At 69.0% G+C, this 24,060-nt stretch carries 17 protein-coding genes and 4 pseudogenes; 18 read left to right on the top strand and 3 right to left on the bottom strand.

Translation table 11 applies throughout. From position 1 onward, the window contains the following. The first annotated feature begins 33 nt into the window (after window positions 1-33). A complete protein-coding gene (locus tag ABT245_RS37225) occupies window positions 34-888 on the top strand; it encodes an alpha/beta fold hydrolase (RefSeq protein ID WP_351742863.1) in 855 nt (284 codons plus the stop codon). Continuing rightward, entirely contained in the window at window positions 888-1,844 is a 957-nt protein-coding gene (locus ABT245_RS37220; protein WP_351742860.1) for a quinone oxidoreductase family protein, read from the top strand. Before ABT245_RS37225 ends, ABT245_RS37220 begins: the two co-directional genes overlap by 1 nt. Window positions 1,845-1,914: 70 nt before the next feature. Here ABT245_RS37220 and ABT245_RS37215 read toward each other — a convergent pair whose 3' ends face one another. Beyond that, window positions 1,915-3,438, bottom strand: coding sequence for an AMP-binding protein (locus ABT245_RS37215; protein ID WP_351742857.1), 1,524 nt, complete (start codon window positions 3,436-3,438; stop codon window positions 1,915-1,917). A 168-nt stretch (window positions 3,439-3,606) separates the two neighbouring features. Between ABT245_RS37215 and ABT245_RS37210 the strand changes: the two genes are divergently transcribed. From ABT245_RS37210 to ABT245_RS37155, 12 genes are all read left to right on the top strand, one after another. Beyond that, the gene (locus ABT245_RS37210; protein WP_351742854.1) at window positions 3,607-4,863 is read left to right on the top strand and encodes a Rieske 2Fe-2S domain-containing protein; all 1,257 of its coding nucleotides are present in this window, start codon (window positions 3,607-3,609) and stop codon (window positions 4,861-4,863) included. A gap of 115 nt (window positions 4,864-4,978) precedes the next feature. Beyond that, window positions 4,979-6,316: a M20 family metallopeptidase gene (locus ABT245_RS37205; protein ID WP_351742851.1), complete on the top strand. Its 1,338-nt coding sequence runs from the start codon at window positions 4,979-4,981 to the stop codon at window positions 6,314-6,316. Beyond that, the gene (locus ABT245_RS37200) at window positions 6,313-7,260 is read left to right on the top strand and encodes a DODA-type extradiol aromatic ring-opening family dioxygenase (protein ID WP_351742848.1); all 948 of its coding nucleotides are present in this window, start codon (window positions 6,313-6,315) and stop codon (window positions 7,258-7,260) included. The genes ABT245_RS37205 and ABT245_RS37200 overlap by 4 nt, the downstream gene beginning before the upstream one ends. After that, window positions 7,257-8,108: an IclR family transcriptional regulator gene (locus ABT245_RS37195; protein WP_351742845.1), complete on the top strand. Its 852-nt coding sequence runs from the start codon at window positions 7,257-7,259 to the stop codon at window positions 8,106-8,108. The genes ABT245_RS37200 and ABT245_RS37195 overlap by 4 nt, the downstream gene beginning before the upstream one ends. Window positions 8,109-8,304: 196 nt before the next feature. Then, window positions 8,305-9,306: an NAD(P)/FAD-dependent oxidoreductase gene (locus ABT245_RS37190; RefSeq protein ID WP_351742842.1), complete on the top strand. Its 1,002-nt coding sequence runs from the start codon at window positions 8,305-8,307 to the stop codon at window positions 9,304-9,306. Window positions 9,307-9,311: 5 nt separating this feature from the next. Further along, a complete protein-coding gene (gene fdxA, locus ABT245_RS37185; RefSeq protein WP_351742839.1) occupies window positions 9,312-9,632 on the top strand; it encodes a ferredoxin in 321 nt (106 codons plus the stop codon). A 557-nt stretch (window positions 9,633-10,189) separates the two neighbouring features. After that, window positions 10,190-11,155 (top strand): ABC transporter permease, encoded by a 966-nt coding sequence (locus ABT245_RS37180; RefSeq protein ID WP_351742836.1) that lies wholly within the window; start codon window positions 10,190-10,192, stop codon window positions 11,153-11,155. Then, the gene (locus ABT245_RS37175) at window positions 11,152-12,042 is read left to right on the top strand and encodes an ABC transporter permease (protein WP_351742834.1); all 891 of its coding nucleotides are present in this window, start codon (window positions 11,152-11,154) and stop codon (window positions 12,040-12,042) included. The genes ABT245_RS37180 and ABT245_RS37175 overlap by 4 nt, the downstream gene beginning before the upstream one ends. A 71-nt stretch (window positions 12,043-12,113) precedes the next feature. Beyond that, on the top strand, window positions 12,114-13,694 hold the full coding sequence (locus ABT245_RS37170) for an ABC transporter substrate-binding protein (RefSeq protein WP_351742832.1): 1,581 nt from the start codon (window positions 12,114-12,116) through the stop codon (window positions 13,692-13,694). 10 nt (window positions 13,695-13,704) lie between these two features. Then, window positions 13,705-15,606 carry a dipeptide ABC transporter ATP-binding protein gene (locus ABT245_RS37165; RefSeq protein ID WP_351742829.1) on the top strand — a complete coding sequence of 634 codons (1,902 nt, stop codon included), beginning with the start codon at window positions 13,705-13,707 and terminating at the stop codon, window positions 15,604-15,606. Continuing rightward, complete coding sequence (locus ABT245_RS37160) at window positions 15,603-17,045, top strand: amidase (protein WP_351742826.1); 1,443 nt, start codon at window positions 15,603-15,605, stop codon at window positions 17,043-17,045. The genes ABT245_RS37165 and ABT245_RS37160 overlap by 4 nt, the downstream gene beginning before the upstream one ends. A gap of 112 nt (window positions 17,046-17,157) precedes the next feature. Further along, complete coding sequence (locus ABT245_RS37155; protein WP_351742823.1) at window positions 17,158-18,420, top strand: metal-dependent hydrolase family protein; 1,263 nt, start codon at window positions 17,158-17,160, stop codon at window positions 18,418-18,420. Between the two features lie 270 nt (window positions 18,421-18,690). Here ABT245_RS37155 and ABT245_RS37150 read toward each other — a convergent pair. Next, window positions 18,691-19,010: pseudogene (locus ABT245_RS37150) on the bottom strand (hypothetical protein); the annotation flags it as partial. Window positions 19,011-19,137: 127 nt separating this feature from the next. Here ABT245_RS37150 and ABT245_RS37145 point away from each other — a divergent pair. Continuing rightward, window positions 19,138-19,284 (top strand): annotated as a pseudogene (locus ABT245_RS37145) (FAD-dependent oxidoreductase); the annotation flags it as partial. On the opposite strand, the gene ABT245_RS37140 reads toward ABT245_RS37145, so the two are convergent. Beyond that, on the bottom strand, window positions 19,243-20,712 hold the full coding sequence (locus ABT245_RS37140; RefSeq protein ID WP_351742914.1) for an amidohydrolase: 1,470 nt from the start codon (window positions 20,710-20,712) through the stop codon (window positions 19,243-19,245). The pseudogene ABT245_RS37145 and the gene ABT245_RS37140 overlap by 42 nt on opposite strands. A gap of 217 nt (window positions 20,713-20,929) precedes the next feature. Here ABT245_RS37140 and ABT245_RS37135 point away from each other — a divergent pair, with 217 nt between their 5' ends. The 3 genes and pseudogenes from ABT245_RS37135 to ABT245_RS37125 form a co-directional block, all read left to right on the top strand. Continuing rightward, complete coding sequence (locus ABT245_RS37135; protein WP_351742820.1) at window positions 20,930-21,892, top strand: NAD(P)/FAD-dependent oxidoreductase; 963 nt, start codon at window positions 20,930-20,932, stop codon at window positions 21,890-21,892. 797 nt (window positions 21,893-22,689) lie between these two features. Continuing rightward, window positions 22,690-23,396, top strand: a pseudogene (locus tag ABT245_RS37130) ((Fe-S)-binding protein). Beyond that, window positions 23,393-23,984, top strand: a pseudogene (locus ABT245_RS37125) (LUD domain-containing protein); the annotation flags it as partial. The pseudogenes ABT245_RS37130 and ABT245_RS37125, both read left to right, overlap by 4 nt. Window positions 23,985-24,060: the final 76 nt, after the last annotated feature.

Below are 24,060 nucleotides of genomic sequence, written 5' to 3'. Positions count from 1 at the left end.
CCTCTCCCCAACTCCCGGACGGAGTACCAGCCCGTGACCATCTGGACCGAGATCAGCCCCACCCCCTTCCGCCTCGAGTACGTGGATGCCGCGGGCGTCACCACCCGCACACTGCGGGCGGGCGACCCGGCCGCGCAGTCCGTCGTCTTCCTGCACGGCACCAGCGGCCACCTGGAGGCTTTCGCGCGTAACATCACCGCGCACGCCGGGTACGACGTGCACGCCATCGACCTGCTCGGCCACGGCTACACCGGCAAACCCGACCGGCCCTACGAGATCGCCGACTATGTCGCCCACCTCATGGACTACCTGGACGCCGTCGACGTCGACAGCGCCCACATCGTCGGCGAGTCCCTCGGCGGCTGGGTCGGCGCCCGCGCCGCCATCGACCACCCGGAGCGGGTGCGCAGCCTCCAACTGCTGTGCTCCGGCGGCACTGTGGCCAACCCCGAGGTCATGCACCGCATCCGCACCAGCACCAAGAACGCCGTCGTGAGCGACGACATCGACCTCACCCGCAAGCGGTTGCGGCTGCTCATGGCCGACGACAAGGACGCCACCGAGGAACTGGTCGAGGTCCGGCACGCGATCTACCACACACCGGAGTTCGTCGCGGGCGTCGACAACCTCCTCTCCCTCCAGGACATGGAACGGCGCCGGCGCAACCTCCTGCTCCCCGAGCAGCTGGAACGGATCACCCAGCCGACGCTGGTCGTGTGGGGCCGCCAGAACCCGTTCGGCGAGGTGCCCGAGGCCGCAGCGATCCATCGGGCCGTGGGCGGCTCACAGTTGGAGCTGCTGGAGAACTGCGGGCACTGGCCGCAGCACGAGCAGGCCGAGCAGTACAACGCTCTCAGCCTCGCCTTCCTGAGCAAGGCGGCCGGCTGATGCGGGCGGCCCGGTTCCATACGTGGGGCGCCGCACCGGTCGTCGAGGAAATGCCCGAACCCGTACGCGGGCCGGGAGAGGTCCTGGTCCAGGTGGAGGCGGGCGGCGTCGGGCACCTCGATGTGACCGTCTCCTCGGGCGAGTTCGACATGAGGCCGCAACTGCCGTACATCGGAGGCGTCGAGGGAGCGGGGACCGTTCTGGAGGCCGACGACGACTCCGGGCTCGCACCCGGCGCCCAGGTCGTACTGCGCGGCGGTGGCCTCGGCATCGTCCGCGACGGTACGTGGACGGAGCGGGTCAGCGTGCGCCGCAAGGCCGTCACCCCGCTGGGGGCTCCGCTCGAACCGGCCGTGGCGGCCGGCTTCTTCGTCCCGGCCACCACGGCCTACGTCGCGCTGCACGACGTCGCCGAGGTGGTCAAGGGCGAGGAGGTCATCGTCGTCGGGGCGGCCGGCGCGGTCGGCGCCATGGTCGTCCAGCAGGCGCTCGCGGCGGGCGCGCGGGTGACCGGCGTGGTGGGCCGGGCCGATCAACTGGCCGATGTGCCCGAGGGGGCGCGGGCCGTGGTGTCGGCCGACGCCGAGGACCTCGCGCAGACCCGCTCGGCCTCCCTCCTCGTCGACACGCTCGGCGGCGAGGGCCTGATCGGCCGCAGCCGGTGGGTGCGGCAGGGCGGTCGTGCGGTCGTCATCGGGTACGTGGCCGGTCCGCGCGTCGAACTCGACCTGCCCAGCTGGCTCCTCGACGACGTCGCTCTTTTCCCCGTCAACATGATCCGCCAGGAACGCCGGGCCCGCGAGGTCTCCGGCGAGCTCGTGCGACGGCTCTCCTGCGGTGACCTCACGCTGCCCGTGGAGACATTCGGGCTCGGCGACACCCCGGCCGCGCTGGAGGCGCTGCGGAACGGCCGGGTGCGGGGGCGGGCGGTCGTCCTCCCCGGCCGAGCCGGGTAGCGCTGCACACGGCGAAGCCGGACCCCGATATCCCCCGCGCCCCTCGGTGGCGCGGGGAACGGCGCGCACGTCACGAGGCACCCGGCTCAGTACCGCGCACTGAGCCGCACCGGTCCCAGGTCACGGCCGTGACGCCGCGCTCGCGCAGCGCCGCCTTGCGGACCTTGCCGGTCTCCGTGAGCGGCAGCGCCTCGACGATGTCGACATACCGGGGCACCGCGAACCCGGGCAGCTCCGCCGCACAGTGGCGCGCCAGGTCCGCCGGGTCGAGCGCGCACCCCGCACGCGGTACGACGGCCACCATCACCTCCTCCTCCGCCAGTTCGGAAGCGACCGGGAACGCGGCCGCCTCGGCGACCGCGGGGTGAGCGCGAAGCGCCGTCTCCACCTCGTACGAGGAGATGTTCTCGCCGCGGCGCCGGATGCAGTCCTTGACGCGGTCGATGAAACGGAACCAGCCGTCGGGGTCGCGGACCACGCGGTCCCCGGTCCGGCGCCAGGAGCCGGGCGGTTCCTTGGGATGCCCCAAGTAACCGGTGGCGAAGGCGAATTCCCGCTCGGTGCGGACGACGAGTTCACCTGGTGTGCCGTCGGGGACCGGGGTGAGGTCCGCGCCGACGACCTTGGCGTGGAAGCCTGCACGGACCGTTCCCATGAATCCCGGCCGATGGTCGTCGGGTGTGTGCCCGATGACCAGGTTGGTCTCCGTGGAGCCGAACCCGTCGACGAGGGTGATGCCGAAACGCTCCCGGAACGGGTGCCACAAGGGGCCGGGAGTGGCGGGCGCGAGGCCGCGCCACGCCCGGTGTGCGCGCTCGCCCGGAGCTGGGGGCCGGGCAAAGAGCATCGGGACCATCGCGCCCAGGAGGTAGACACAGGTGGCCTTGGTCTCGGCCACGCGTGACCAGTAGCGCGAGCCGGAGAAGCGCTCGTCGACCGCCACTTGCGCCCCCACCGTCATCGCCTGCAGCAGCGTGTTGAGGGCGTTGGTGTGAAAGAGGGGCAGACACGTGTAGAGGGTGTCGTCGGCGGTGAGGCGGAGGGCGTCGGCCACGTTCCGTCCCCACCACACGAACTGTGCCTGCGGGCAGCGCACCCCACGTGCGGGTCCGGTGGTGCCGGAGGTGAACAGTACGGCTCCGGTGTCACCCGGCTGCGACGTGAAGGGGGCGACCGCCTCCGCCGTTGCGGGCGTGGGGGCGTCGGCCGCGCCGAGCACCCACACCCGGCCCTCGTACCCGCCATCCGCCGCGCGCTGCGCCGACTCGCCCTCGGCGTAGAGGAAGCGCGGCCCGGCCTCCTGGAGTGCATGGCGCAGCAGCCGCCCGTGCAGGGCGGTGTGCAGCGGCACCACGACCGCGCCCAGCCAGGCACAGCCGAGGATCAGGTCGACCAGTTCCACTCGGTTGGGCAGCAGCGCGGCGACCCGGTCCCCCGGCCGACAGCCCCGTGCCGCCAGCGCGCCGGCCATCGTGGCCGCGGCCGTGCGGGTCTCCTCGTAGGTACGCCGAACGCCACTGGTCCGCAGAAAGGTCCGGTCGCCGAACTGCGTGGCCGCCGCGTCGACAAGGCCGGGGATCGTCATGCGGTTCATGCGCGGATGGTGTCCGTCGGCCATGTGCCGATCAAGGCCGCCGGTTCGCTCAGCGGTCCACCGCCGCTCGGGTCCGTTCACCGGAACAGTCCCATAGGCGGCGGCCGGGCCGCGGCGGATGCTCGTGGCCGCATACCGGCAGAAGCAGGAACAGGAGGCCACGGCAGGATGACGACGAGCGAAGAAGCACCGGACCGCAAGGAGGCCACCGCCAGGACGCCGGCCCGCTCGCGACGCGGGGCCGCCGACCGGCCGGGCCGCCAGGACTGGTCGTCCTGGCCCCACTACGACGCGGCGGGATCCGGCTTCCGCGGCTACTGGTACCCGGTCACCTGGTCGACCCACATCACCGGCAAGCCGCTCCCGTTCACGATCTGCGGCGAGAAGATCATGCTGATCCGCGACGGAGGCTGGGCGTACGCACTGCACGATCGCTGCCCGCACCGCGGTGTCCCGCTGTCCGAGGGCGACCAGCAGTTCCGTGGCACGGTCAGCTGCCCGTACCACGGCTGGACCTTCGACCTGCCCACGGGCAAGCTGTCCGCGGTCATCACCGACGGCCCCGGCTGCCGCCTGACCGGCAAGCTGGGGGTGCGCACCTACCCGGTCGAGGAGCGCCTCGGCATGGTGTGGGTGTACATCCCCGTCGCGGCCGAGGAGCCGCACCCGATTGACGAGCAGCTGCCCGAGGAGCTGGTCTCCAACGCGTTCGTGATGGGTGGCCGCATCCAGCCGCGCGCCGGCAACTGGCGCTTCGCCTGCGAGAACGGCTTCGACGAGGGGCACGCCAAGTACCTGCACCGGACGGCTCTTTGGCGGCTGTTCAAGCCGATGCCCACCTGGAACATCACCAGGATCGTGCCGCAGGGCCGCTGGATCTACCGCGTGCAGGAGGAGGTTCACTGGGAGGCCGACTTCCCGGGCGTCGGCCGCTGGACCAACAAGCGCTGGTGGAAGAAGCAGCCGCCGAAGGAGACCTTCAACATCGGCAACACCGGCACGCCGGACAGGGTCGACCCCACCATCGAGGCCCAGGAGTTCCCGGGATTCGCCTCGCTGTCGATGCCGGGTGTGCTGCGCATCGCGTACCCGAACTTCATCCACTACGAGTTCTACGTCCCGGTCGACGACCACCGCCACCGCTACGTCGGCGTCATGGTCAACTTCACCCAGGGCTGGGAGACCCTCCGCTTCTACGGCAAGTACCTGGGCGCCGTCCGCTGGTTGTTCCACGGCCAGTTCTCCGGGCAGGACGCCTGGATGGTCGATGTGACCGACGCGCCCCCGGAGAAGCTCTACCGGCCCGACGTCTCGCTGACCGCCTGGCGCAATCTCAGCGAGGAGGAGTACGGCAGAAAGCTCGCAGCCGTCGAGGTCACCGCGACCACCGCCGACTCCGACCCCCAGACCGCGAAGGAGACCTGACCATGGCCCGTACTCTGTTCACGCTACTCGCCGGGGCCGCCGTCGCCCTGGCGCTCCCGCTCGCCAAGAAGCGCTTCGAGCGGACCACCATGACCCAGGTCCACCGGGTGAACCAGTGAGCGCGGTGGGACTGGCGGGGCTGGACGAGCAGCGCCGCGCCTGGGTGTCGGAGGCATGGCGGCATGTCACCGCCGAGCGGCTGCGCGAGTTGGTCGTGCACCTGGTCGGCATCCCCAGCCCGACCGGCGACGAACGGCCGCTCGCCGAGCACATCGCCGCCACGCTGGCCTCCGTCGGCCTGCGCGCCGGCCTCCAGCCGATCGACGGGTGCCAGGCCAACGCCTGGGCCCGGCTCGACGGCGACGGCAGCGGTCCCGACCTGATGCTGTACGCGCCCATCGACACCCTGACGGTGGGCGTGGAGAGCGAGGACCTGCCGTGGATCGGGCCGGAGTTGCGGGAGGACATGCGCCCGCAGGCCACCGTCTACGACGACCTGGTGACCGGTCTCGGCGCCTCCAACCCCAAGGGTCACGCGGCCTGCGTGATGATGGCCGCCGAGGCGATCTCGCTGGCCGGCGTCCCGCTCACCGGCGACCTGGTCGCGGCCTTCGGCGCGGGTGGTATGCCCACTAATGCCCGCCCGGGCGGTGGCCGCGCCAACACCGGGCAGGGCGTGGGCTGTTCGTTCCTGCTGGAGCAGGGTGTGTGGACCGACTACGCGATCATCGCCAAGCCCGGCTGGACGGTGTCCTGGGAGGAGGTGGGCCTGGTGTGGTTCGAGGTCACCGTGCACGGCATCCACACCTACGCGGGCTCGCGCCACCGCCTCCCGTACGACAACGCGATCGATCGCGCCGGCGACGTCGTACGGCATCTGGAGCGGTGGTTCGTCGAATACGCCGGGCGGCACACGCGGGGCACGGTCGCCCCGCAGGGCATCGTGTCGTCGGTGCGCGGCGGCTGGCCGCGGATGGCGGCGGTGACGCCGGCCTGCTGCACCCTGCGGGTGGATCTGCGGATCGGCCCGGACACGACGCCGATCCAGGCGAAGCGGGAATTCACCGCGGCCGTGGCACAGTTGCGGCGCGAGCTGCCGGGCCTGGACGCCACGGTGGAGATGCTCCTGGCCATCCCGGGCACCCGGACCAGCCGGGAGAGCTGGATCTTCCGCAGCGCCGTGGCGGGCTGGGAGGCATTCGAGGGGCGCGCGCACGAGATCATCCGCGGCAACAGCGGCGCGACCGACGCGAACATCCTGCGGGGGCGGGGCATCCCGACCGTGCGGGTGGGCATGCCGAAGGTCACCGAGGCTCCCTTCGACATCGACTTCTCCCGTGGCATGAACACCGTGTCCGTACGGGACATGGAACAGCTGACCCGCCATCTGATCCGCACGGCTGTCGACACCGTCACCCGCTCGCGCGAAGAGGTGGAAGGAGCAACGGCATGACCGAGATCGTGCTGGGTGTGGGGGCCTCCCACAGCACGTTGATGAACACGCACTGGGAGCAGACCCGCCACAAGGACCGCGCCGAACGCTTCCGCGACGCGCTCGGCGAGGCACGCCAGGCGCTGGCGAAGGCCCGCCCGGACACCGTCGTCCTGGTCGGCTCCAACCACTTCCGCGGGTTCTGGCTCGACCTGATCCCCGCCTTCACGCTCGGCGTCGGCGAGTGCGTCGCGAGCGGCGAGTCCGGCACTCCGAAGGGGCCACAGCCCGTGGACGTGCCGCTCGCCCGGCACATCGCGAACTCCCTTGTGGAAAGCGGGCGTTTCGACACGGCGTTCTCCGCACGGCTGCAGATCGACCACGGGCAGTCGCATGCGATCCAGTACTTGCTGGACGGGCTGGACGTGGAGATCGTGCCGCTGGTGGTGAACGTGTTCGCGCATCCCTTGCCGACGCCCCAGCGGTGCGAGCAGTTGGGACGCGCGATCCGCGACGCGGTGCTCGCCTTCCCGCACGACCGGCGCGTCGCGGTGGTCGGCTCGGGTGGGCTCTCGCACCGTCTTCCGTGGCCGGACTGGCGCGATCCGCACGGCGAGGACGAGGAGTTCATGGTCGGCGCCTGGCTCGACGGCCGGGAGAACTGGCAGGAGTACGATCCCCGCCGCCGCGAGATCATCAGGGCCGCGGAGGCGGCCATCACACCCGAGTTCGACGAGGAGTTCCTCTCCCTGATCGAACGTGGCGAGGCACACCGGCTCAGCACCTGCACGACGGAGCAGTTGGAGCAGGCGGCGGGCAACGGCGGGCAGGAGCTGCGTACGTGGCTGCTCATGGCCGCCGCGCTCGACCACACGCCCGGTCGGCGGCTCGCCTACGAACCGATGCCGGAGTGGCTCACCGGGATGGGCGTCGCGGTGCTGGAGCCGCAGGCGCAGCGCGGATGAGCATCGCGGCCGGAGTGCCGACAGTGCCGACGGCCGACCGGTGCCGGCCGGCCGCAGAGACCCGCGGCTTCCCGCTCCGCCCCCGGCCCGCCGTGCCGGAGGCCGAAGCGGTCGCCGACTCGATGAACTCCGTTCTGGGGAAGGTCCGTCCGATCCTGGAGGCGTTCACCGCCGAGGACAACGCGCTCTCGCTGGCCGAGCTGGTGCGCCGGTCGGGGGTGGCCAAGGCCACCGTGCACCGGCTCGCCCAGGAGCTGGTCGCCTGGGGGCTGTTGGAGCGAGAGGGCTGCGACTACCGGCTCGGCCTGCGCATGTTCGAGCTGGGGCAACGGGTGCACCGGCAGCGGATCCTGCGCGAGGCCGTGCAGCCGTACCTGGAGGACCTGCTTCTGATCACCCAGGAGACCATCCACTTCGCCATCCACGACAGCCTCGACGTCGTCTATCTGGACAAGATCTTCCCGCACCGCGGGCTGAACGCCGAGTCCCGGGTGGCCGGACGGCTCCCCCTGTACTGCACGGGGACGGGCAAGGCGATCCTGGCCCACTCGCCTGCGTCGCTCTTCGTCGACGTGGTACGGGGCGGCCTCAAGCCGTTCACCCGGCACACGGTCGTCTCCCCCGGCCGGCTGCGCGCGCAACTGGACCGGATACGCGAGGACGGGATCGCTCTGGAGAGCGAGGAGATCCGGCTCGGTTACGCCAGCCTCGCCGTGCCCGTCTTCGCCCAGGGCACCAGTCTGGTGGGCGCGCTGTCCATCACGGCGCCCAGTTACCGGATGGATGTGGCCGGGCACGCGGCGGCGCTGCGGACCGCCGCACTGGGCATAGGCCGGTCGCTCGCCTGAGCACGTATGACGAAGGACGAAGAGAGGGGCCCGCTGTCCTGCGGGCCCCTCTTGTTCGTCCGCCGGACGTCGTCCTGTCCGGGTGTCCTGTCCAGCCGTCCTGTCCGGCGCCCTGTCCAGCCGTCCTGTCCGGCCGTCCTGTTCAACGGAACGGCTCCGTTGGTAGGACCGCCCGTTCTTCCTACGCTCGCCAACCATGAGCCAACTCACCGACGACACCGATGACACCGATGTCCTTCTCATCGGTGCCGGTCCGACCGGCCTCTACGGCGCCTACTACGCCGGATTCCGCGGTCTGAGCGTCACCGTCATGGACGTCCTGCCGCAGCCCGGCGGGCAGATCAGCGCGATGTACCCCGAGAAGCCCATCTTCGACATCGCCGGTTTCCTCGCCGTGCGCGGCCGCGACCTGGTGGAAAGCCTGGTCGCCCAGGCCGAGCCGTACTCTCCCCGTTACCTGCTCGGACACCGGGCCGTCGAGCTGACACACGATCCGGACGACGGCCGCCCCGTGGTCCGCACCGACCAGGGCCGTCCGGTGCGGGCGGGGGCCGTCGTCATCACCGGCGGAGTGGGCACGTTCACACCGCGTCCGCTGCCGGCCGGCGAGGAGTTCGTGGGGCGCGGCTTGGTGTACTTCGTGCCGGACCCGGCCGAGCATGCGGGTAAGGACGTGGTGGTCGTCGGCGGCGGCGACAGCGCCTTCGACTGGGCCGCCACGCTCTCCCCCGTCGCCCGCACGGTCACCCTGGTGCACCGCACCGCCCGTTTCCGCGCGCACGCCGCGTCCGTCGAAAAGGCCCGTGCGCTCGGCGTGGGCATCGTCACCGACTGCGAGGTCAGCCGACTGCTCGGTGCAACATGCCTGGAACAGGCGGAGATTCGGCACCGCACGACGAGGGAGACCCGGCTGGTCCGGGCCGACACGGTGGTCGCGGCCCTCGGGTTCGTCGCCGACCTCGGCCCGCTGCGGCACTGGGGCCTGGAGCTGCGGGCCCGGAAGATCGCCGTGGACACCCGCATGGCCACCAATGTGCCTCGCGTGTTCGCCGCGGGCGACATCACCGACTACCCGGGCAAGGTCCGCCTGATCTCGGTCGGCTTCGGCGAGGCGGCCACCGCCGTCAACAACGCGGCCACGGTCCTCGATCCACAGGCCGCCCTCTTCCCCGGGCACTCCACCGAGAAGGAGCACTGACAGACATGGCGTACGTCATCGGCGCGCCCTGCGTCGACATCATGGACCGGTCCTGCGTCGAGGAATGCCCGGTCGACTGCATCTACGAGGGCGAGCGCAAGCTCTACATCAACCCCCTGGAGTGCATCGACTGCGGCGCCTGCGAAGTGGCCTGCCCCGAGCAGGCGATCACCGTCGACCGCACGGCGGAACCCGATTTCCGGGAGGACAACCGGCGCTTCTTCACGGAGGTCCTGCCCGGGCGCGAGGCCCCGCTCGGCTCTCCCGGCGGGGCAACCTCTCTCGGTCCGGTAGGCATCGACACGCCCCTGGTGAGCGGCCGGTGAGCGCCCGGTGAACGCCGCGCGGGCCCTCGGGCGTCCCGTCGGACCTCTTGACGCGGGTCCGATCACCCGTACAAAGTACGAAGAGTAAGTGAACGAACGCACTGCCCCAAGCCCACGAGCGGGTGCGACGGACGGGCCGCCCACAAGGTGACCCGTTGTCTCCCGATCGCATGGACACACGGGCCGCACGAATCGTTGCCCCGGACATGCATGTGACCTCGGACGGGAGAAGGCATGCGAGAGCCGGCGTGCCGTTCCCGGAACAACCGTCGGACGAGTTCGCCGGGCTCGTACCGGAGGCCGTCGTCGCCGAGGCGACAGATCACGGACGGCAGTAGCGGCCCACAAACCCATCCCTCTCGGTCACGGCAATCGCATGCACGGGTCCGCTGAGCGGAATGCGCCCCTTGGCCGCCCTCGTCCGGCAGGGAAAAGTATCGGCCACTGTTCACGATCCATATGACGGATCTCAACCGAGAGGTCTGGCAATGCTCCACGTGACCGGGCTGGGCCCACCCAGCCGCCCCCTCGCAGCAGCCGCTGGACGAGCAAGACGGATGCTGCGCCTGCCACCGCTGATACGGTTCCTCGCCGGCAGGGTCCTTCGTGGGCTCGCCGTCCTCTTCATCCTGTCGATCCTCGCGTTCGGACTCGTTCGGCTACTGCCCGGCAATCCCGCCGACGTCCTGGCCGGCCCGTACTCCGACGCGGCCACCCGGGCACGGCTGGCCACGGATCTCGGGCTCGACCGGCCGATGACCGAGCAGTACCTGATGTGGCTCGGCAGGCTGCTCCACGGGGACTTCGGACTCTCGGTCTACAACGGACTGCCGGTCCTGGACCTCATCGAGCAAAGACTGCCGAACACCTTGGAGCTGGCCCTCGCCGCGACGGTGGTGTCGGTCCTGTGGGGCGTGCCCGCCGGCGCGCTCGCGGCCCTTCGCCAGGGCCGGATCTTCGACCGGCTGGCCCGCGCGTCGGCCTTTCTCGGCCTGGCCACGCCGGTGTTCGTCTTCGGTCTCGGTCTGATACTGGTGACCTCGTACATCGTCCCGGACTGGCCTTCCGTCGGGTTCGTGCCCCTGTCCGATCACCCGTTGCGGAACCTGCAGAGCGTCGTCCTGCCCGCGCTGGCGCTGGGGCTCCCCCTCGGTGCGACGCTGTGCCGGTTCATGCGTGCCTCGATGATCGAGGTCTACGAACAGGACTATATGCGCACCGCTCTGGCGACCGGGGCGACCCGTCTGGGGGCGACACTGCGGCACGGGCTGCGGAACGCGTCGGGACCCGTGGTCACGGTGGCCGGGCTGCAACTGGCCGGTCTGGTCGGCAACTCCATCCTGATCGAGAACGTCTTCGCGATCCCCGGCATCGGCCAGCTCACCGTGAACTCGCTGCTGCAGAAGGACTATGCGGTGACGCAGGCATGCATCCTGCTGCTGGGACTGACCTACATCCTGATGAACCTCGTGGTGGACCTCATCCACCGGCTGATCGATCCCAAGGTGGGTGAGGCGCGATGAGCGAGTCGTCGTTGCTGTCGGAAGCGCAGGTGGCCCGGACACAGCCCCCGGCGGACACACCCGCCGCTCCCCCTGCACGCCGGATCCGCCGGCTCGGCGCCGGGGTCACCTGCGGTCTGGGCATCCTGATCGTGCTGTTCGCCATGGCGTATGTGGCTCCCCTGATCCGGCCCTTCTCGCCGAACGACGTGGCCGGACCGCCCTTCGCCGCGCCCAATGGGACCAACTGGCTCGGCACGGACGACCTGGGCCGGGACTATTTCGTGCGGCTGTGCGTCGCCGGGCGCACCTCACTGTCGATCGCACTGGCGAGTTCGGTGCTTGCGCTGGTGGCCGGTTCGGCCATCGGGTTCGCGGCCGGCGTCGGTGGCCGATGGCTGGACACCGCGCTGATGAGCGGGGTGGACCTGCTGCTGTCCTTCCCTTCCCTCCTGCTCGGGCTTGCCGCGGTCACCGTCCTCACACCATCGGTGACGACCCTGATCGCGGTCCTGTCGTTCGTGTCACTGCCGCACTTCGCACGGATAGTCCGTGCCCGGTGCCTGGAACTGCGTGATCTGGAATTCGTGCTCTCCGCGCGGATCTCCGGAGTGCGGTCCCCCGTGATCGTCCTCAAACACCTGCTCCCCAACGTCTTTCCGCTGATGATGGTCCAGCTCGCCAACTCGGCGGCCATCGTCATTCTGCTGGAGTCGGCGCTGAGCTACCTCGGCCTCGGAGTTCAGCCACCGACGCCGAGCTGGGGCCGGATGATCGCCGAGTCTCAGATCTATCTGACGATCTCCCCATGGCTGGTTCTCGGCGCCGGAGGGGCCCTGCTGCTGTCCTCGATCGGATGGGGACTCATCGGCGAAGGTTTCGCGACATCACGCCGCTCCGTCGTCTGACCGGACCGCCGCGCACAGCGGCAGTGGTCACCTGTCCCCTCCCCGGGGCCTGGAAAGAAGGAACCCACACCATGGCATCACCCAGGCCGGTCAGACGACTGGTACTCGTCCTGGCGGCGGTACTCACCGCGTCGACGGCCCTCACGGGCTGCGGAGGCGGAGCCCAGGCGCGATCCGGTGGCTCAGTCGGCACGCCGCATCGTGGCGGCACCCTCACCATCGGCGACGAAAGCCAGCCACTGAACGGACTCGATCCCATCCTGGCCCAGGCGTTCGACGCGAAACGCCTGGCCGCACAGTTCTACGAGGGACTGCTCTCCCTCGGTTCCGATGGCAGTACTCTGCGACCGTCGCTGGCGACCTCGTGGAAACAAACCACGCCCACCACTTACAAATTCACGCTCCGCAGGAATGTCGCATTTCACGACGGCCGGCCGCTGAAAGCCGGCGATGTCGTCTTCAGCCTCAAACGGATCGTCGATCCCGCGGTCCACTCGCCATACGCGTCGCTCTACCACATCAAGGATGTGACCGCGCCGAGCGACCACACGGTCGTGGTGAAGCTGGCCAAACCGCAGTCGTCGCTGCTGCATCTGCTCGCCCAGCCCTGGAGCGCCGGCATCGTGAACGAACGATGGGTCCGGTCCCACTCGGCCAACCATCTCAAGACGCACGAGAACGGGACGGGTCCCTACAAACTCGCGGAGTTCCGGGAAGGAGCCCTGATCAAGACCGTTCGGTTCGCCGACTACTGGGACCAGCCGAAGCCCTATATCGACACCATCAACTATCAGGTCATGCCCGATGAGTCCACCCGGGTCCAGGCATTGGAGTCGGGAACCGTGGACGCCATCCAGGTGACACTGCCGAAGATCGCGACGATGCTCAAGCAGCGTAGGTTCACGGTGGGCCCCGGATACAACGTGGGCGCCTACTGGCTGGGTCTGAACACCGTGGACGGCCCACTGGCGAACGAGAAGGTGCGCGAGGCGATCAGCATCGGCATCGACCGCAAGCAGCTGATCAGCATCGGGGCACAAGGGGCCGGTGTCCCCTCGGGGATCGTCCCGCCTGGCGACCCGTTCGTGTCCGAGCAGGCGAAGAATCTGCCCAACACCCAGTACGACCCCGCCAGGGCGAAGCGGCTCCTCGCCGAGGCGGGGGCCAAAGCCGTGCGGCTCAAGCTGGCGATCCGGTCGAACCGGCCGGACAAGCTCGCCACCGCCCAGCTCATCAAGGAACAGCTGTCGAAGATCGGGGTGACGGTGGACATCACCCAGGTCCCCTTCGAGCAACTGGTCAGCAATCTGCTGTCCGGCAACTGGAACGCCGACATGATCCAGCTGACCTCCGCGCTCAACGCGGACGCCAGTCAGTATATGAGCCTGTGGTTCGAGAAGAACGCCAAGGCGACGAAGGTCGACGACCCAGAACTGTGGCGATTGATGTCGGACGCCGTGCAGAAGGCGGACGGCGACCAGAACCGCCGCCGGATGTACCGGGAGCTGAACCAGTACGTGGCACAGCGGGTGTACATGATCGTCCCGTATGCCACACCCACGGTGTACGACGTGTGGTCCAGCAGGCTCGCGGGGTTCACCACCGAGGCGTCGAACACCCGGATGTTCCTCAAGGACGCCTGGATCTCATGAGGGAGAGACGATGAACTCCGCAGCTGTGGACGGCTCCAGCACAACGGGGAAGGACGAGGATCGCCGCTCGGAAACCGTGCTGCGGTTCTCTGATTTCAGTGTCCGGTACGGCTCCGCGCCGGCCAGTGTCCGTGGGATCGATCTGACGGTCAGGAGCGGGGAGATCGTCGGCCTGATCGGTGAGAGCGGGAGCGGCAAGACCTCGGTGGCGATGGCCTGCCTGGGACTGCTGCCGAAGCAGGCACGTGTGTCCGCCGAACGGTTCGAGGTGTGCGACACCGACCTGGCGGACGCGGACGACAAGGCGCTCACACGCTTGCGTGGCGGTGAGGTCGCGATGGTCTTCCAGGACGCCATGGGGGCTCTGGACCCGAGCATGCGCGTCGGTCGGCAGATCGGGGAGGTGGTCGCGCGGCACCGAGGTCTGAAGGGCGAGGAGCGGCAGCAGGCCGTCCTGGAGCTGTTGCGCCGGGTGCGTGTGCCGGGACCGGAGCGCAGGGCACGCCAGTATCCGCATCAGCTCTCCGGTGGGCTGCGGCAGCGGATGGCGATGGCGCTCGCGCTGGCGGGCGAGCCACGGCTGCTGCTCGCCGACGAACCGACCACGGCCCTGGACGTGACCGTCCAGGCGGAGATCCTGCGGCTGCTGCGGACGATCCGCGACGAGTTCGGGGTCGCGATCCTGCTGATCTCGCATGACATCGGTGTGATCGCGCAGACCGCGGACCGGGTGGCGGTCATGCGGGACGGCGAGATCGTCGAGACCGGCACCGCCGAGGAGGTGCTGGTGAGCCCGGACTCGGAGTACACGAAAATGCTCCTCGGCTCGGTGCCCACCGTGGGCAGGCGCATCCGGCCCGAGCCGGCCGATCCGCCGCACGGCAGGGCCGATCCGCCGCACGACAAGACCGATCCGCCGCATGGCAAGGCCGACCCGGACGGCTCCGTGCTCTTTGCGGTGGACGGACTGAGCCGCAGTTTCCGCTCGGGTGGCCATGCCGTGCACGCGCTCCGCGATGTCTCCCTGCGGGTCGGCAAAGGGGAAGTACTGGGTGTCGTAGGTGAGTCCGGTTCGGGCAAGAGCACCCTCGCCAAGATGCTGGTCCGACTGGACCGGCCCACTTCGGGCCGGTTGGAGATGGACGGAGCCGACTACGGCAAGCTGCGGGGCAAGCGGCTGAGAGCCTTCCGGCGCGCCGTGCAGATGGTGTTCCAGCATCCGGCGGGTTCACTCAACCCGAAACTACGGGTGGCGTCCTCGGTGCGCGAGCCGCTGGCCGCCGGCGGCGTGAGCGGAGACACGGCACGGCAGCGGATCGACGAAGTGCTGGCGGAGGTCGGTCTGCCGGCGGAGGCCGCGAACCGGCTGCCGCACGAATTCTCCGGCGGCCAGAAGCAGCGCATCGCCATCGCACGGGCGATCGCCGCCCGGCCCGAGGTCGTGGTCCTCGACGAACCCACCTCTGCGCTCGACGTCTCCGTGCAGGCCCAGGTACTCGATCTGCTGCTCAGAATCCAGCGGGCGGAGGCGTTGACCTACGTCTTCATCTCCCATGACCTCGCGGTGGTCCAAGCCGTCTCCGATCGGGTGGTGGTGATGTTCGCGGGGCGGGTCGTGGAGATCGCCGAGGCGCAGACCCTGTTCGCGTCGCCCGCGCACTGGTACACCAGGGCGCTGCTCGAAGCCGTTCCGTCTCCCGATCCACGTGCTCGGCCCGAGGCGGCGACGGCGGACCCATCGGCGGACAAGCCACGCGAACAGCGGGCGGCGGACACCGGGGGATGTCCCTTCGCCCCCCGATGCCCCAAGGCCGGACCGCGTTGCCACGCGGAAGCACCGGAACTGGTCTCGGTCCGGCCGGGGCATGCGGTGGCCTGTCACTTCCCCGCCACAGAGGAGATATCCGCATGACGAACCTGGCCACCATGGATGCCGTGGCCCAGGCGGAGCTGATCCGATGCGGTGAGGCATCACCCAGAGAGCTGGTCGAGGCCGCCATCGAACGGATCGAGGCGACCGATCCACAGATCAACGCCATCACTCACCGAAGATACGACCAGGCTCTGGACGAGGCCGGGCGCATCCGCGGCGACGCCCCCTTCGCGGGAGTGCCCCTGTTGGTGAAGGCACTCAACGACAGCGAGGGCGACCCCGCGAACTTCGCAAGCGCCTGGGTGGCCAGGCACCGCCGTACCGCCCGGGAGGACGCCGTCATCGTCCGGCGTCTCAAGGAGGCCGGCTTCCTCGTGGTCGGCCAGACCTCGGCGCCGGAATTCGGCCTCGCCTCGGTCAGCGAGAGCACAGTCCACGGGGTCACCCGAAATCCCTGGCACACCGGTTTGACTCCCGGCGGCTCGTCGGGGGGCGCGTCGGCGTCCGTCGCCGCGGGCATGGTGCCCGTGGCCCAGGGGGGTGACGGCGGCGGTTCGATCCGCATGCCGGCCGCGTTCTGCCACCTGGTAGGTCTGAAGCCGAGCGTGGGGCGCATCAGCGCGGGCCCGGGCCGGACCAATCGCTGGGGGCACAGTGTCCCGGCAGTGGTCACCCGGACCGTACGCGACACCGCGGTGGTACTCGACGCGGTGAGCGGTCGCGCACCAGGAGACCAGGGCGGCCCCGCCCCCCTTCCGCCAGGCGGCTTGGCCGCGATGGTCGGCCGTGATCCCGGGCGGCTCCGGATCGGTGTCCTCGCCCACGCGCCCGACCACGCCCCCCAGGTCGTGGCTCCGGTGCGGGACGCCGTACTGGAGACCGCAAGGACATTGGAGCGGCTCGGACACGAGGTCGCATACGCCCATCCGGAGCTGATGCTGGATCCGATGTGCCTGAAGGCGTTCTTCGACGCGCTCAGCGTCACCGCGGTCCAGACCCTTGAGGCATTGATCGCGGAGCTGGGTGAGCGGCCCGGTCCCGACGACCTCGACGCCGTCACCCGGTTCTGGGTGCGGCGCGGACGGGAGATCACGGGACTGGAGTTGGCCGACGCCTTCGTCTGGCAGGGGCGGCTGCGCGCTGCCATGGCGCGATGGTGGCAGGAGTTCGACCTGCTGTTGAGCCCGGTGTTCGCCACCCCGCCGAAGCCGGTGGGCTGGCCATGGCGGGAAGCCGACGGCCTGCAGAAGTCGGTGGATGTGCTCACCTTCACCGCGCCGTTCAACACCACCGGGCAGCCCGCGATCGCGGTGCCCGCGTCGCTGACCGAGTCCGGCGAGCCCATCGGAATCCAACTGGCGGCGGGTTACGGACGTGAAGACCTGCTGGTCTGCGTGGCGGCACAGCTGGAGGCGGAACGTCCCTGGGCGTCGCTCCATCCGCCGGTCTTCGCGGGTGAGGCGAAACACGGCGGCTGAAGACACCCGCGAAGAACTGCTTCAAAAGGCGCACTCGCGCACCGGAGCAGGCAACCAGACATCCAACGCACCGGACTGGACGTCCGGATCCCCCTTGGGACAGGAGTACGCAATGACCGAGGACCGTACAGGTCGATCGCCGGATCCGATCGTCTTCACCGGCGCCCGGGTCATCGACGGAACCGGGGCCGCCCCGGCCGAGTCGGTTGCCGTGGTGGTGCAGGACGGCAGGTTCACCTATGTCGGGCCGGAGAGCTCAAGGCCGCGGATCGACGCCGCGACGGCCATCGATCTCGGTGGACGCACGCTGCTGCCGGGGTTCTTCGACTGCCATCTGCATTTCCTCATGGACAGCAACGCCGATTTCACGGGAAGGCTGCTGACCAATCGGCCGATCGTCACCGTCTTCCAGCGCGCACAGCGTATGCGCGAGACGTTGCATGCCGGGATCACGACGGCGCGCGACCTCGGCGGTATCGAGGCCGGCTACCGGGACGCGGTGGCCCAGGGTTTGATCGAGGGGCCCCGGTTGCATGTCGCGTTGCGGTTGATGAGCCACACCGGCGGACACGCCGACTTCCGCACGCCGAGCGGCTACGACCCGTCGGCCCTGCTTGAGCCGTTCAGCGAACTGGCCGACGATCCCACCCAGGTCCGGTTGGCGACGAGGAAGTTGCTCCGCGACGGCGCCGACGTCATCAAGATCTGCGCGACTGGTGGCGTCAACAGCCCGAACGACCAGCCCGAGGACGAGGGCCTGACCACCGAGGAGATCTCGGTGGTCGTGGACGAGACACGCCGCCATCGCGGCCGGCCGGTCGCCGCGCACGCACAGGGCGCGCAAGGCATCAAGAACGCCCTGCGCGGCGGGGTGACCAGCATCGAGCACGGCTATCTCATCGACGACGAGGGCATCGACCTGATGCTGGAGAACGACGCGTTCCTGGTTCCCACCCTGTCGACCTTCCACGGCGACGGGGGACGCTTCACGCCCGCGGCCTACGAGAAGAAGATGCGCATGGCCGACGCTGCCATGGAGCGATTGAGCGAAGCGGTTCGACGCGGGGCGAAGGTGGCACTCGGCACCGACGCCGGTGCCGGTCCCCATGCCCAGAACCTCCGCGAACTCGGCCATCTGACGAAGCTGGGACTGACGCCACTGGAGGCCATCCGCGCCGGGACACTGAACGCCGCCCAACTGATGGGACTGGATCAGACGCTCGGCACCGTCGAAGAGGGAAAGACCGCCGATCTCGTCGTGTGCGACGGCGATCCGCTCGCCGACATCGATGTGCTCGGCGACCCCGCGAACGTGGTGCTGGTGATGCAGGAGGGCCGCATCGCCAAGCACGCACTGCCCGAAGCCGTCCGGTAGATACTCGTCCAGGCGTAGATACGCGTCCAGGCCGGGAGGCAATGGTGCCCCGCCCTCTCCCGCAAGGCACGGCGAGGGCGGGGGCCGACTTTTGTGGGTGCCTTGTCTGGGTGTCTTGTCGGGGTGCCTTGTCGAGGAACAGCACTCGGTGGCGGGCGCGAGTCTGCCGCTGAGCGCGACCCGGGCCCGGTGGCAGGGCTGGAGTCGTTGATCGAGCCGCGGGAGGTGGGCGGCCCGGTCTCTCCTTTGCGCCGGCCAGGATGGGGCAGATCAGTCGCCGTCCACACTGGACAGAGCTTCGGTGATCAGGCGAGTGGCGAAGTCCCGGTCATCGGTGAGTCGTTGATGTGCTCCGCGAGCAGAAAGGCAGTCGCTTCCAGGGGAGTCAGCTCGGCCTCGGTCCAGTACCCGTACTGCCCGCGCCACAGGCTGGGAGCCAGACCCGTGCCCGCAGCGATCACCAGACCGGCCATGGTGGGAATGACCTCGGGACGGACACTCCTGGGCATCAAACGCATCGTGGCCACAAAGCTGGGAACCACGTACTCGATGACATCCATGTCATGGGCCTCATAAGCCTCCCGCAGCCACGCGCCCGCCGGCGATGTGGTGTCGGGCTGTCGGCCCGATGTCGGCGGCTTGTCGGCGGGGGCTGGAGCCTTCCTGGAGATCCTGCCGGATGCCCGTCCGGCAGGCGTACGACAGGCAAGGATCACCATGACCACTGACATCACGATCGTCGGAGCCGGACTCGGCGGACTGACGCTCGCCCGTGTCCTGCATCTCCACGGCATCCCGGCCACGGTCTACGAGGCGGATGCCTCACCCACAGATCGTTTGCAGGGCGGGATGCTCGACATCCATCTGGAGATGGTGAGCGGCGTCGATGGTGAGCGCCTTGAGCGCCTCACCGATGCCGACGCGCTCCCCCTCGCCGAGGACCGTGCCGGATTGAGTCCTCCGGGTGGTGGCGAAATAGAGACACACCAGGGGATCGGGCCAGGTCATCGGTGAATCGCAGTGGTACGAGATCCTCATCCCTAGTCGGGTCGCCGTGCCGAACGGAAGAATCTCCTCGCCGAACTCGGGACCGAACATGTCCTCGCGCATGGGGTCGCCCCAGTAGTAGGCGAGCGGGTTGAAGAAGCTGCACACCAGCCCGAGCTTGTGAGCCCGCTCGACCTGATCGGGCCTCATCATGGTGCAGTGCTCGAGTCGGAACGGACCGTTCGCGTTCGGAAACGCTCTCAGCAGTTCCTCGAAGAGGTCCAGGGTGACGTCGATCGTGACGTCACCCTGGGTGTGCACAGCCAGCTGCCACCCCTGGGAGATTGCGGCTTCCATGAGCCGCTTCTGCTCTTCTCGGGTGTAGACCTCCTGGCCCCGGTTGTCCCTCGGAAGACCTAGCTTGTTGATGGTGAGGTCTGTGTTGAGATACGGGTTCGTGACCGCCGCGGTGCCCACAAACACAGAGCCGTCCGCCCAGAACTTGATGCCGATGGTCTTGAAGTGGTCGTCGCCGCTGCCGAGCTTCGACACATAAGGTTTGTCGAGGAATCCCTGTTCGTACACGCGGATGCGGATGGGCAGCGTCTCCTGCTGCCGTAGCGCGTCGAAGTAGCCGGCCCATTCGGGAACCATCCCCATCTCGGCGGATGTGGTGTATCCCGCTGTGGCGTACTTCGACACCCAGTCGCGCAACTCGCGGACAGCACGGTCCTTGCCGCACTTCTCGAAGAAGATGTCACGCGCGTACCAGCTTGCGTTCTCGCAGAACTTCCACGGACGTCCCTGCGAGTCACGAATGATCAGGTCCTCGAAATCCGGAGTCAACCTTCGGTCGAGTCCGCAGGCCTCGATGGCCTTGCTGTTGAGGAACGAGCCATGGAAGTTGAAGTACGTGACTGAAAGCGGGTTGTCCGGCGCAAGCTCGTCGAGCTCGTCGAGCGTCGGCTCTCTCATGCCTACGTGGAGCGTAGGGTCGAGCCCGACTGCCAGTATGTACTCGCCGGGCTGCGCCTTGGCTACGCGCCGTCTGATCTTGGCGAGCGCCGCCTGGTAGGTCGGCGTATGCACCGCGCGGATGTCGATGACGGGGTCGCCCCAGGTCAACGCGCTGAAGAGCGGATGCCCGTGCGCCTCTACGAATCCGGGCAGGAGCGCGGCGCCCTCGAGATCGACTACGTCCGTTGCCGGGCCTCGGAGCGCGACCACGTCGTCCGTGGCCCCGACCTTGACGATCTCGCCATCCTGGACAGCCACGGCGGTCGCAAGCGGCTGGGCAGGGTTCATCGTCACAACAGTGCCGTTGACGAAGATGCGGTCAGCCATCTTGTTTCCTCTCATCCGTCATGCTTACGCGCCAAGTTGTTGGGACGACGCGGGGAAGGTGTTGACACGATCGTGCACGTGCCGCCCAGCCGTAGCTTGGGCCTGAGTGTCAAGTGATTCGCAGACCTCGTACAGCAGTCGGGGTTATAACTTCCACAAACAGCACTCGTACGAGAGTATGAGTGCTGACGAAGCAGCGGCCGGCCTCCTGGAGCGGTGTCCACCTCACCGTCGAACAGGTCCGCACCCGCTGAAGCCTGCCCGGGGCTCCGGTTCATACTTCGTTATGAGTCATCTGGGCGAAGTTCTGAACTCCGACTGGTGTACAGGATGTTGCGGGTCACTCGAAGCTCTTGCCATGTCACAGCGTGAGTCCATAGCGGACTACCGAAGCTTGAGTCTCTGGCATGACAACTGTCCTGGGAACTGGCGCCCACGACCCCGACTGGACGGCGACGCGGAGGCCGACATCGTCATAGTCGGCGCCGGTTACACGGGTTTGTGGACCGCGTATCACCTTACCGAGCGCGATCCGCAGCTTCGGATTGTGGTGGTCGAGAGTGAGGTTGCCGGGTTCGGGGCTTCGGGTCGCAATGGTGGCTGGTGTTCGGCCATCTTTCCCGCGACCCTGCGCAAGGTGGCCCGAAGCGCCGGCCGGTCCGGTGCCGTGGCTCTGCAGAGAGCCATGAACGCGACCATCCCCGAGGTGGGCAGTGTCGCGGCCAAGGAGGGTATCGACTGCGACTTCGCGCAGGGCGGATACATATCCGTGGCCCGCAACGATGCGCAGTGGGCCCGTGCGATGGCGGAGGTTGAGACCTGGCGGTCCTGGGGCTTTGAGGAGGACCACATCCGGCTTCTGAGCCGGGACGAGGCGGCCACCCACCTGGGGGCCACGAGGGTGCTGGGCGGCACGTTCACTCCGCACTGCGCCGCGCTGCACCCGGCCAAGCTGGTGCGGGGTCTGGCCGCAGTGGTGGAGAACCGGGGGGTAGTCATCCATGAACGCACAACTGTCCACCTGGAGGTCGTGGCGACTGCCGGTGAGGCGTGCCTCTTCCTCCGAAAGCGCGGGAACATGACAGCAGCCAAGGCGCTCTGGAAGCGTCCTTACGCGATGGCCTACGACCACCCCCGGTAGTGCGCACTGCCCCCGGAGCCGACTCGGTTCAGGCGGACCCACCCCCGCTGGGTGAGCCCGCACTCCCCCAACTCATGGGAAAGGCACGGCCGGTGCCCAGAAGTCCTATCTGCACCAGGGAAGTGGACATGACCTACCCGGTGGCCGTACTCACCGATGTGGAGGCCTCGGTCCCGCACCTGCCGTCGCCTTGCTCACCGGCGCAGGATTCGAGGTGCGAATTGCCGACAGCGCTCATCCGGAGGCCGTCGTTCGTGCGGCCGACGGCGCGGCGGCCTGCTGGTGGGCTGTGCCCGCGTCGACGCCGACCTGCTCGGCCGGCTGCCGCAGGTGCGTATCCTGGTCCCGCTTTCCGCCGGCTGCGACATGATCGACACCGAGGCGGCACGTGCTCGTGGCGGGGGCTGGATCGCCGAGTCGCCTCGGCTGCCTCCGCGGGGCGAGCGAGATTACTCTCTGCATCGTCGGAGTGGGCCGGACCGGTGCGCGGCTGGCCGAGTTGGCCGCCCGATCTTCGGGCGCGTCCTCGGCCACACCCCGCGCGGCCACAGCGGCGGCCGGCCCGCAGGGGCGCATCCGGCCAGCCTCGACACATTGCTGGCGTGCAGCAACGTGGCGTCGCCCCGGGGGGCGCATGGCCCGGAACTCCCGTTCAGCATGAGGGTGGGCCGCCATCCACCTACCCGAAGGACAGGTGACGACATCGACACCCATGTCGGTGCAGCGCAAGGCAGTCCCCACTCCGGTCTCACACCCTGCCCACCCGGGCGCCTGCTCACCCATGCGAAGGAGTTGCGATGCGTGTCGCCCTGTTCCTGACCTGTGTCAACGACACGCTCTATCCGGACACCGGGCGCGCCGTGGTGAAACTGCTGACCAGGCTGGGCGTGGACGTGGACTTCCCCATGGACCAGACGTGCTGCGGCCAGGCGCACTACAACACCGGGTACCGGCACGAGGCCGAGCCGCTGGCGCGGCATTTCTCCGCTGTCTTCCGGGGCTACGAGGCGATCGTGACGCCGTCCGGATCATGCGGGGCGATGGCCGAGGCAACACGCTGGCCCGGACTCTGGAACCGGTTGTGCCGAGGACGTACGAACTGACCGAGTTCCTGGTCGACGTGCTCGGGGTGACGGACGTCGGCGCGTACTACCCGCACACGGTCACCTACCACCCGACCTGCCACGGGCTGCGCGTTCTGGGCCTCGGGGACCGTCCTCGTCGGCTACTGCAGGCCGTGCAGGGGCTGGAACTGGTGGAACTGCCCGGCGCGGAGGAGTGCTGCGGCTTCGGGGGCACCTTCGCGGTGAAGAACGCCGACGTCTCGGCGGCGATGGGCAGCGACAAGGTGCGCAACGCCGAGTCGACCGGCGCTGAGGTGCTGTGCGCGGCCGACAACTCCTGCCTGATGCACATCGGCGGGACCATGACCCGGCTGCGCACCGGCATGCGGCCGGTGCACCTGGCGGAGATCCTGGCGAGCACGGAAGAGGCCGCGGCATGAGCGCTACGTTTGTGGGGATGCCGGGATTCCCGGCGTTCCCGGCCTTCCCCGAAGCCGCGCACGAGGCCGTGCGCGACAAGACCCTGCGCGGCAATCTGCGCCACGCCACACACACGATCCGCGCCAAGCGGGCCAAGGCGGTGGCCGAGGTGTCCGACTGGGCGGCTCTGCGTGAGGCCGGCCGGCGGATCAAGGACCACACCCTGCGGCACCTGGACCGCTACCTGGTTCAGGTGGAGGAGGCGGTCACGGCGGCCGGCGGCCGTCCACTGGGCGGTCGACGCCGACGAGGCCAACCGCATCGTGGCCGACCTGGTCAAGCGGACCGGGGAGCGTGAGGTCGTCAAGGTCAAGTCGATGGCCACGCAGGAGATCGGCCTCAACGAAGCCCTGGAGGCCGAAGGCATCCACGCCTACGAGACCGACCTCGCCGAGCTGATCGTCCAGTTGGGCAAGGACCGGCCCTCGCACATCCTGGTGCCCGCGATCCACCGCAACCGCGGCGAGATCCGTGACATCTTCCGTTCCGAGATGAGCGCGTGGGGTCGACCGGCCCCCGAGGGACTGAGCCTCGATCCACCGCGTGAATTCTGATCAAGGGTGTCGGGCGGGTTCCGGGTGTTTCTGCGGGGTGCGGGCAGCGGCGATCGCCGGGTGTCCGTCC

It is taken from the genome of Streptomyces sp. NPDC001508, from assembly GCF_040298665.1.
Taxonomy (GTDB): domain Bacteria; phylum Actinomycetota; class Actinomycetes; order Streptomycetales; family Streptomycetaceae; genus Streptomyces.
This window is presented reverse-complemented; position numbering and strand designations above follow the sequence as displayed.

Bases quoted from the DNA above. Each gene is read 5' to 3' on its own strand.
- ABT245_RS37180 (WP_351742836.1), top strand. From the start codon at position 10,190: ATGCTGCGCCTGCCACCGCTGATACGGTTCCTCGCCGGCAGGGTCCTT.
- ABT245_RS37160 (WP_351742826.1), top strand. From the start codon at position 15,603: ATGACGAACCTGGCCACCATGGATGCCGTGGCCCAGGCGGAGCTGATC.
- ABT245_RS37165 (WP_351742829.1), top strand. From the start codon at position 13,705: ATGAACTCCGCAGCTGTGGACGGCTCCAGCACAACGGGGAAGGACGAG.
- ABT245_RS37155 (WP_351742823.1), top strand. From the start codon at position 17,158: ATGACCGAGGACCGTACAGGTCGATCGCCGGATCCGATCGTCTTCACC.
- ABT245_RS37200 (WP_351742848.1), top strand. From the start codon at position 6,313: ATGACCGAGATCGTGCTGGGTGTGGGGGCCTCCCACAGCACGTTGATG.
- ABT245_RS37195 (WP_351742845.1), top strand. From the start codon at position 7,257: ATGAGCATCGCGGCCGGAGTGCCGACAGTGCCGACGGCCGACCGGTGC.
- ABT245_RS37220 (WP_351742860.1), top strand. From the start codon at position 888: ATGCGGGCGGCCCGGTTCCATACGTGGGGCGCCGCACCGGTCGTCGAG.
- ABT245_RS37135 (WP_351742820.1), top strand. From the start codon at position 20,930: ATGAGTGCTGACGAAGCAGCGGCCGGCCTCCTGGAGCGGTGTCCACCT.
- ABT245_RS37210 (WP_351742854.1), top strand. From the start codon at position 3,607: ATGACGACGAGCGAAGAAGCACCGGACCGCAAGGAGGCCACCGCCAGG.
- ABT245_RS37215 (WP_351742857.1), bottom strand. From the start codon at position 3,438: ATGAACCGCATGACGATCCCCGGCCTTGTCGACGCGGCGGCCACGCAG.
- ABT245_RS37190 (WP_351742842.1), top strand. From the start codon at position 8,305: ATGAGCCAACTCACCGACGACACCGATGACACCGATGTCCTTCTCATC.
- ABT245_RS37170 (WP_351742832.1), top strand. From the start codon at position 12,114: ATGGCATCACCCAGGCCGGTCAGACGACTGGTACTCGTCCTGGCGGCG.
- fdxA (WP_351742839.1), top strand. From the start codon at position 9,312: ATGGCGTACGTCATCGGCGCGCCCTGCGTCGACATCATGGACCGGTCC.
- ABT245_RS37140 (WP_351742914.1), bottom strand. From the start codon at position 20,712: ATGAACCCTGCCCAGCCGCTTGCGACCGCCGTGGCTGTCCAGGATGGC.
- ABT245_RS37175 (WP_351742834.1), top strand. From the start codon at position 11,152: ATGAGCGAGTCGTCGTTGCTGTCGGAAGCGCAGGTGGCCCGGACACAG.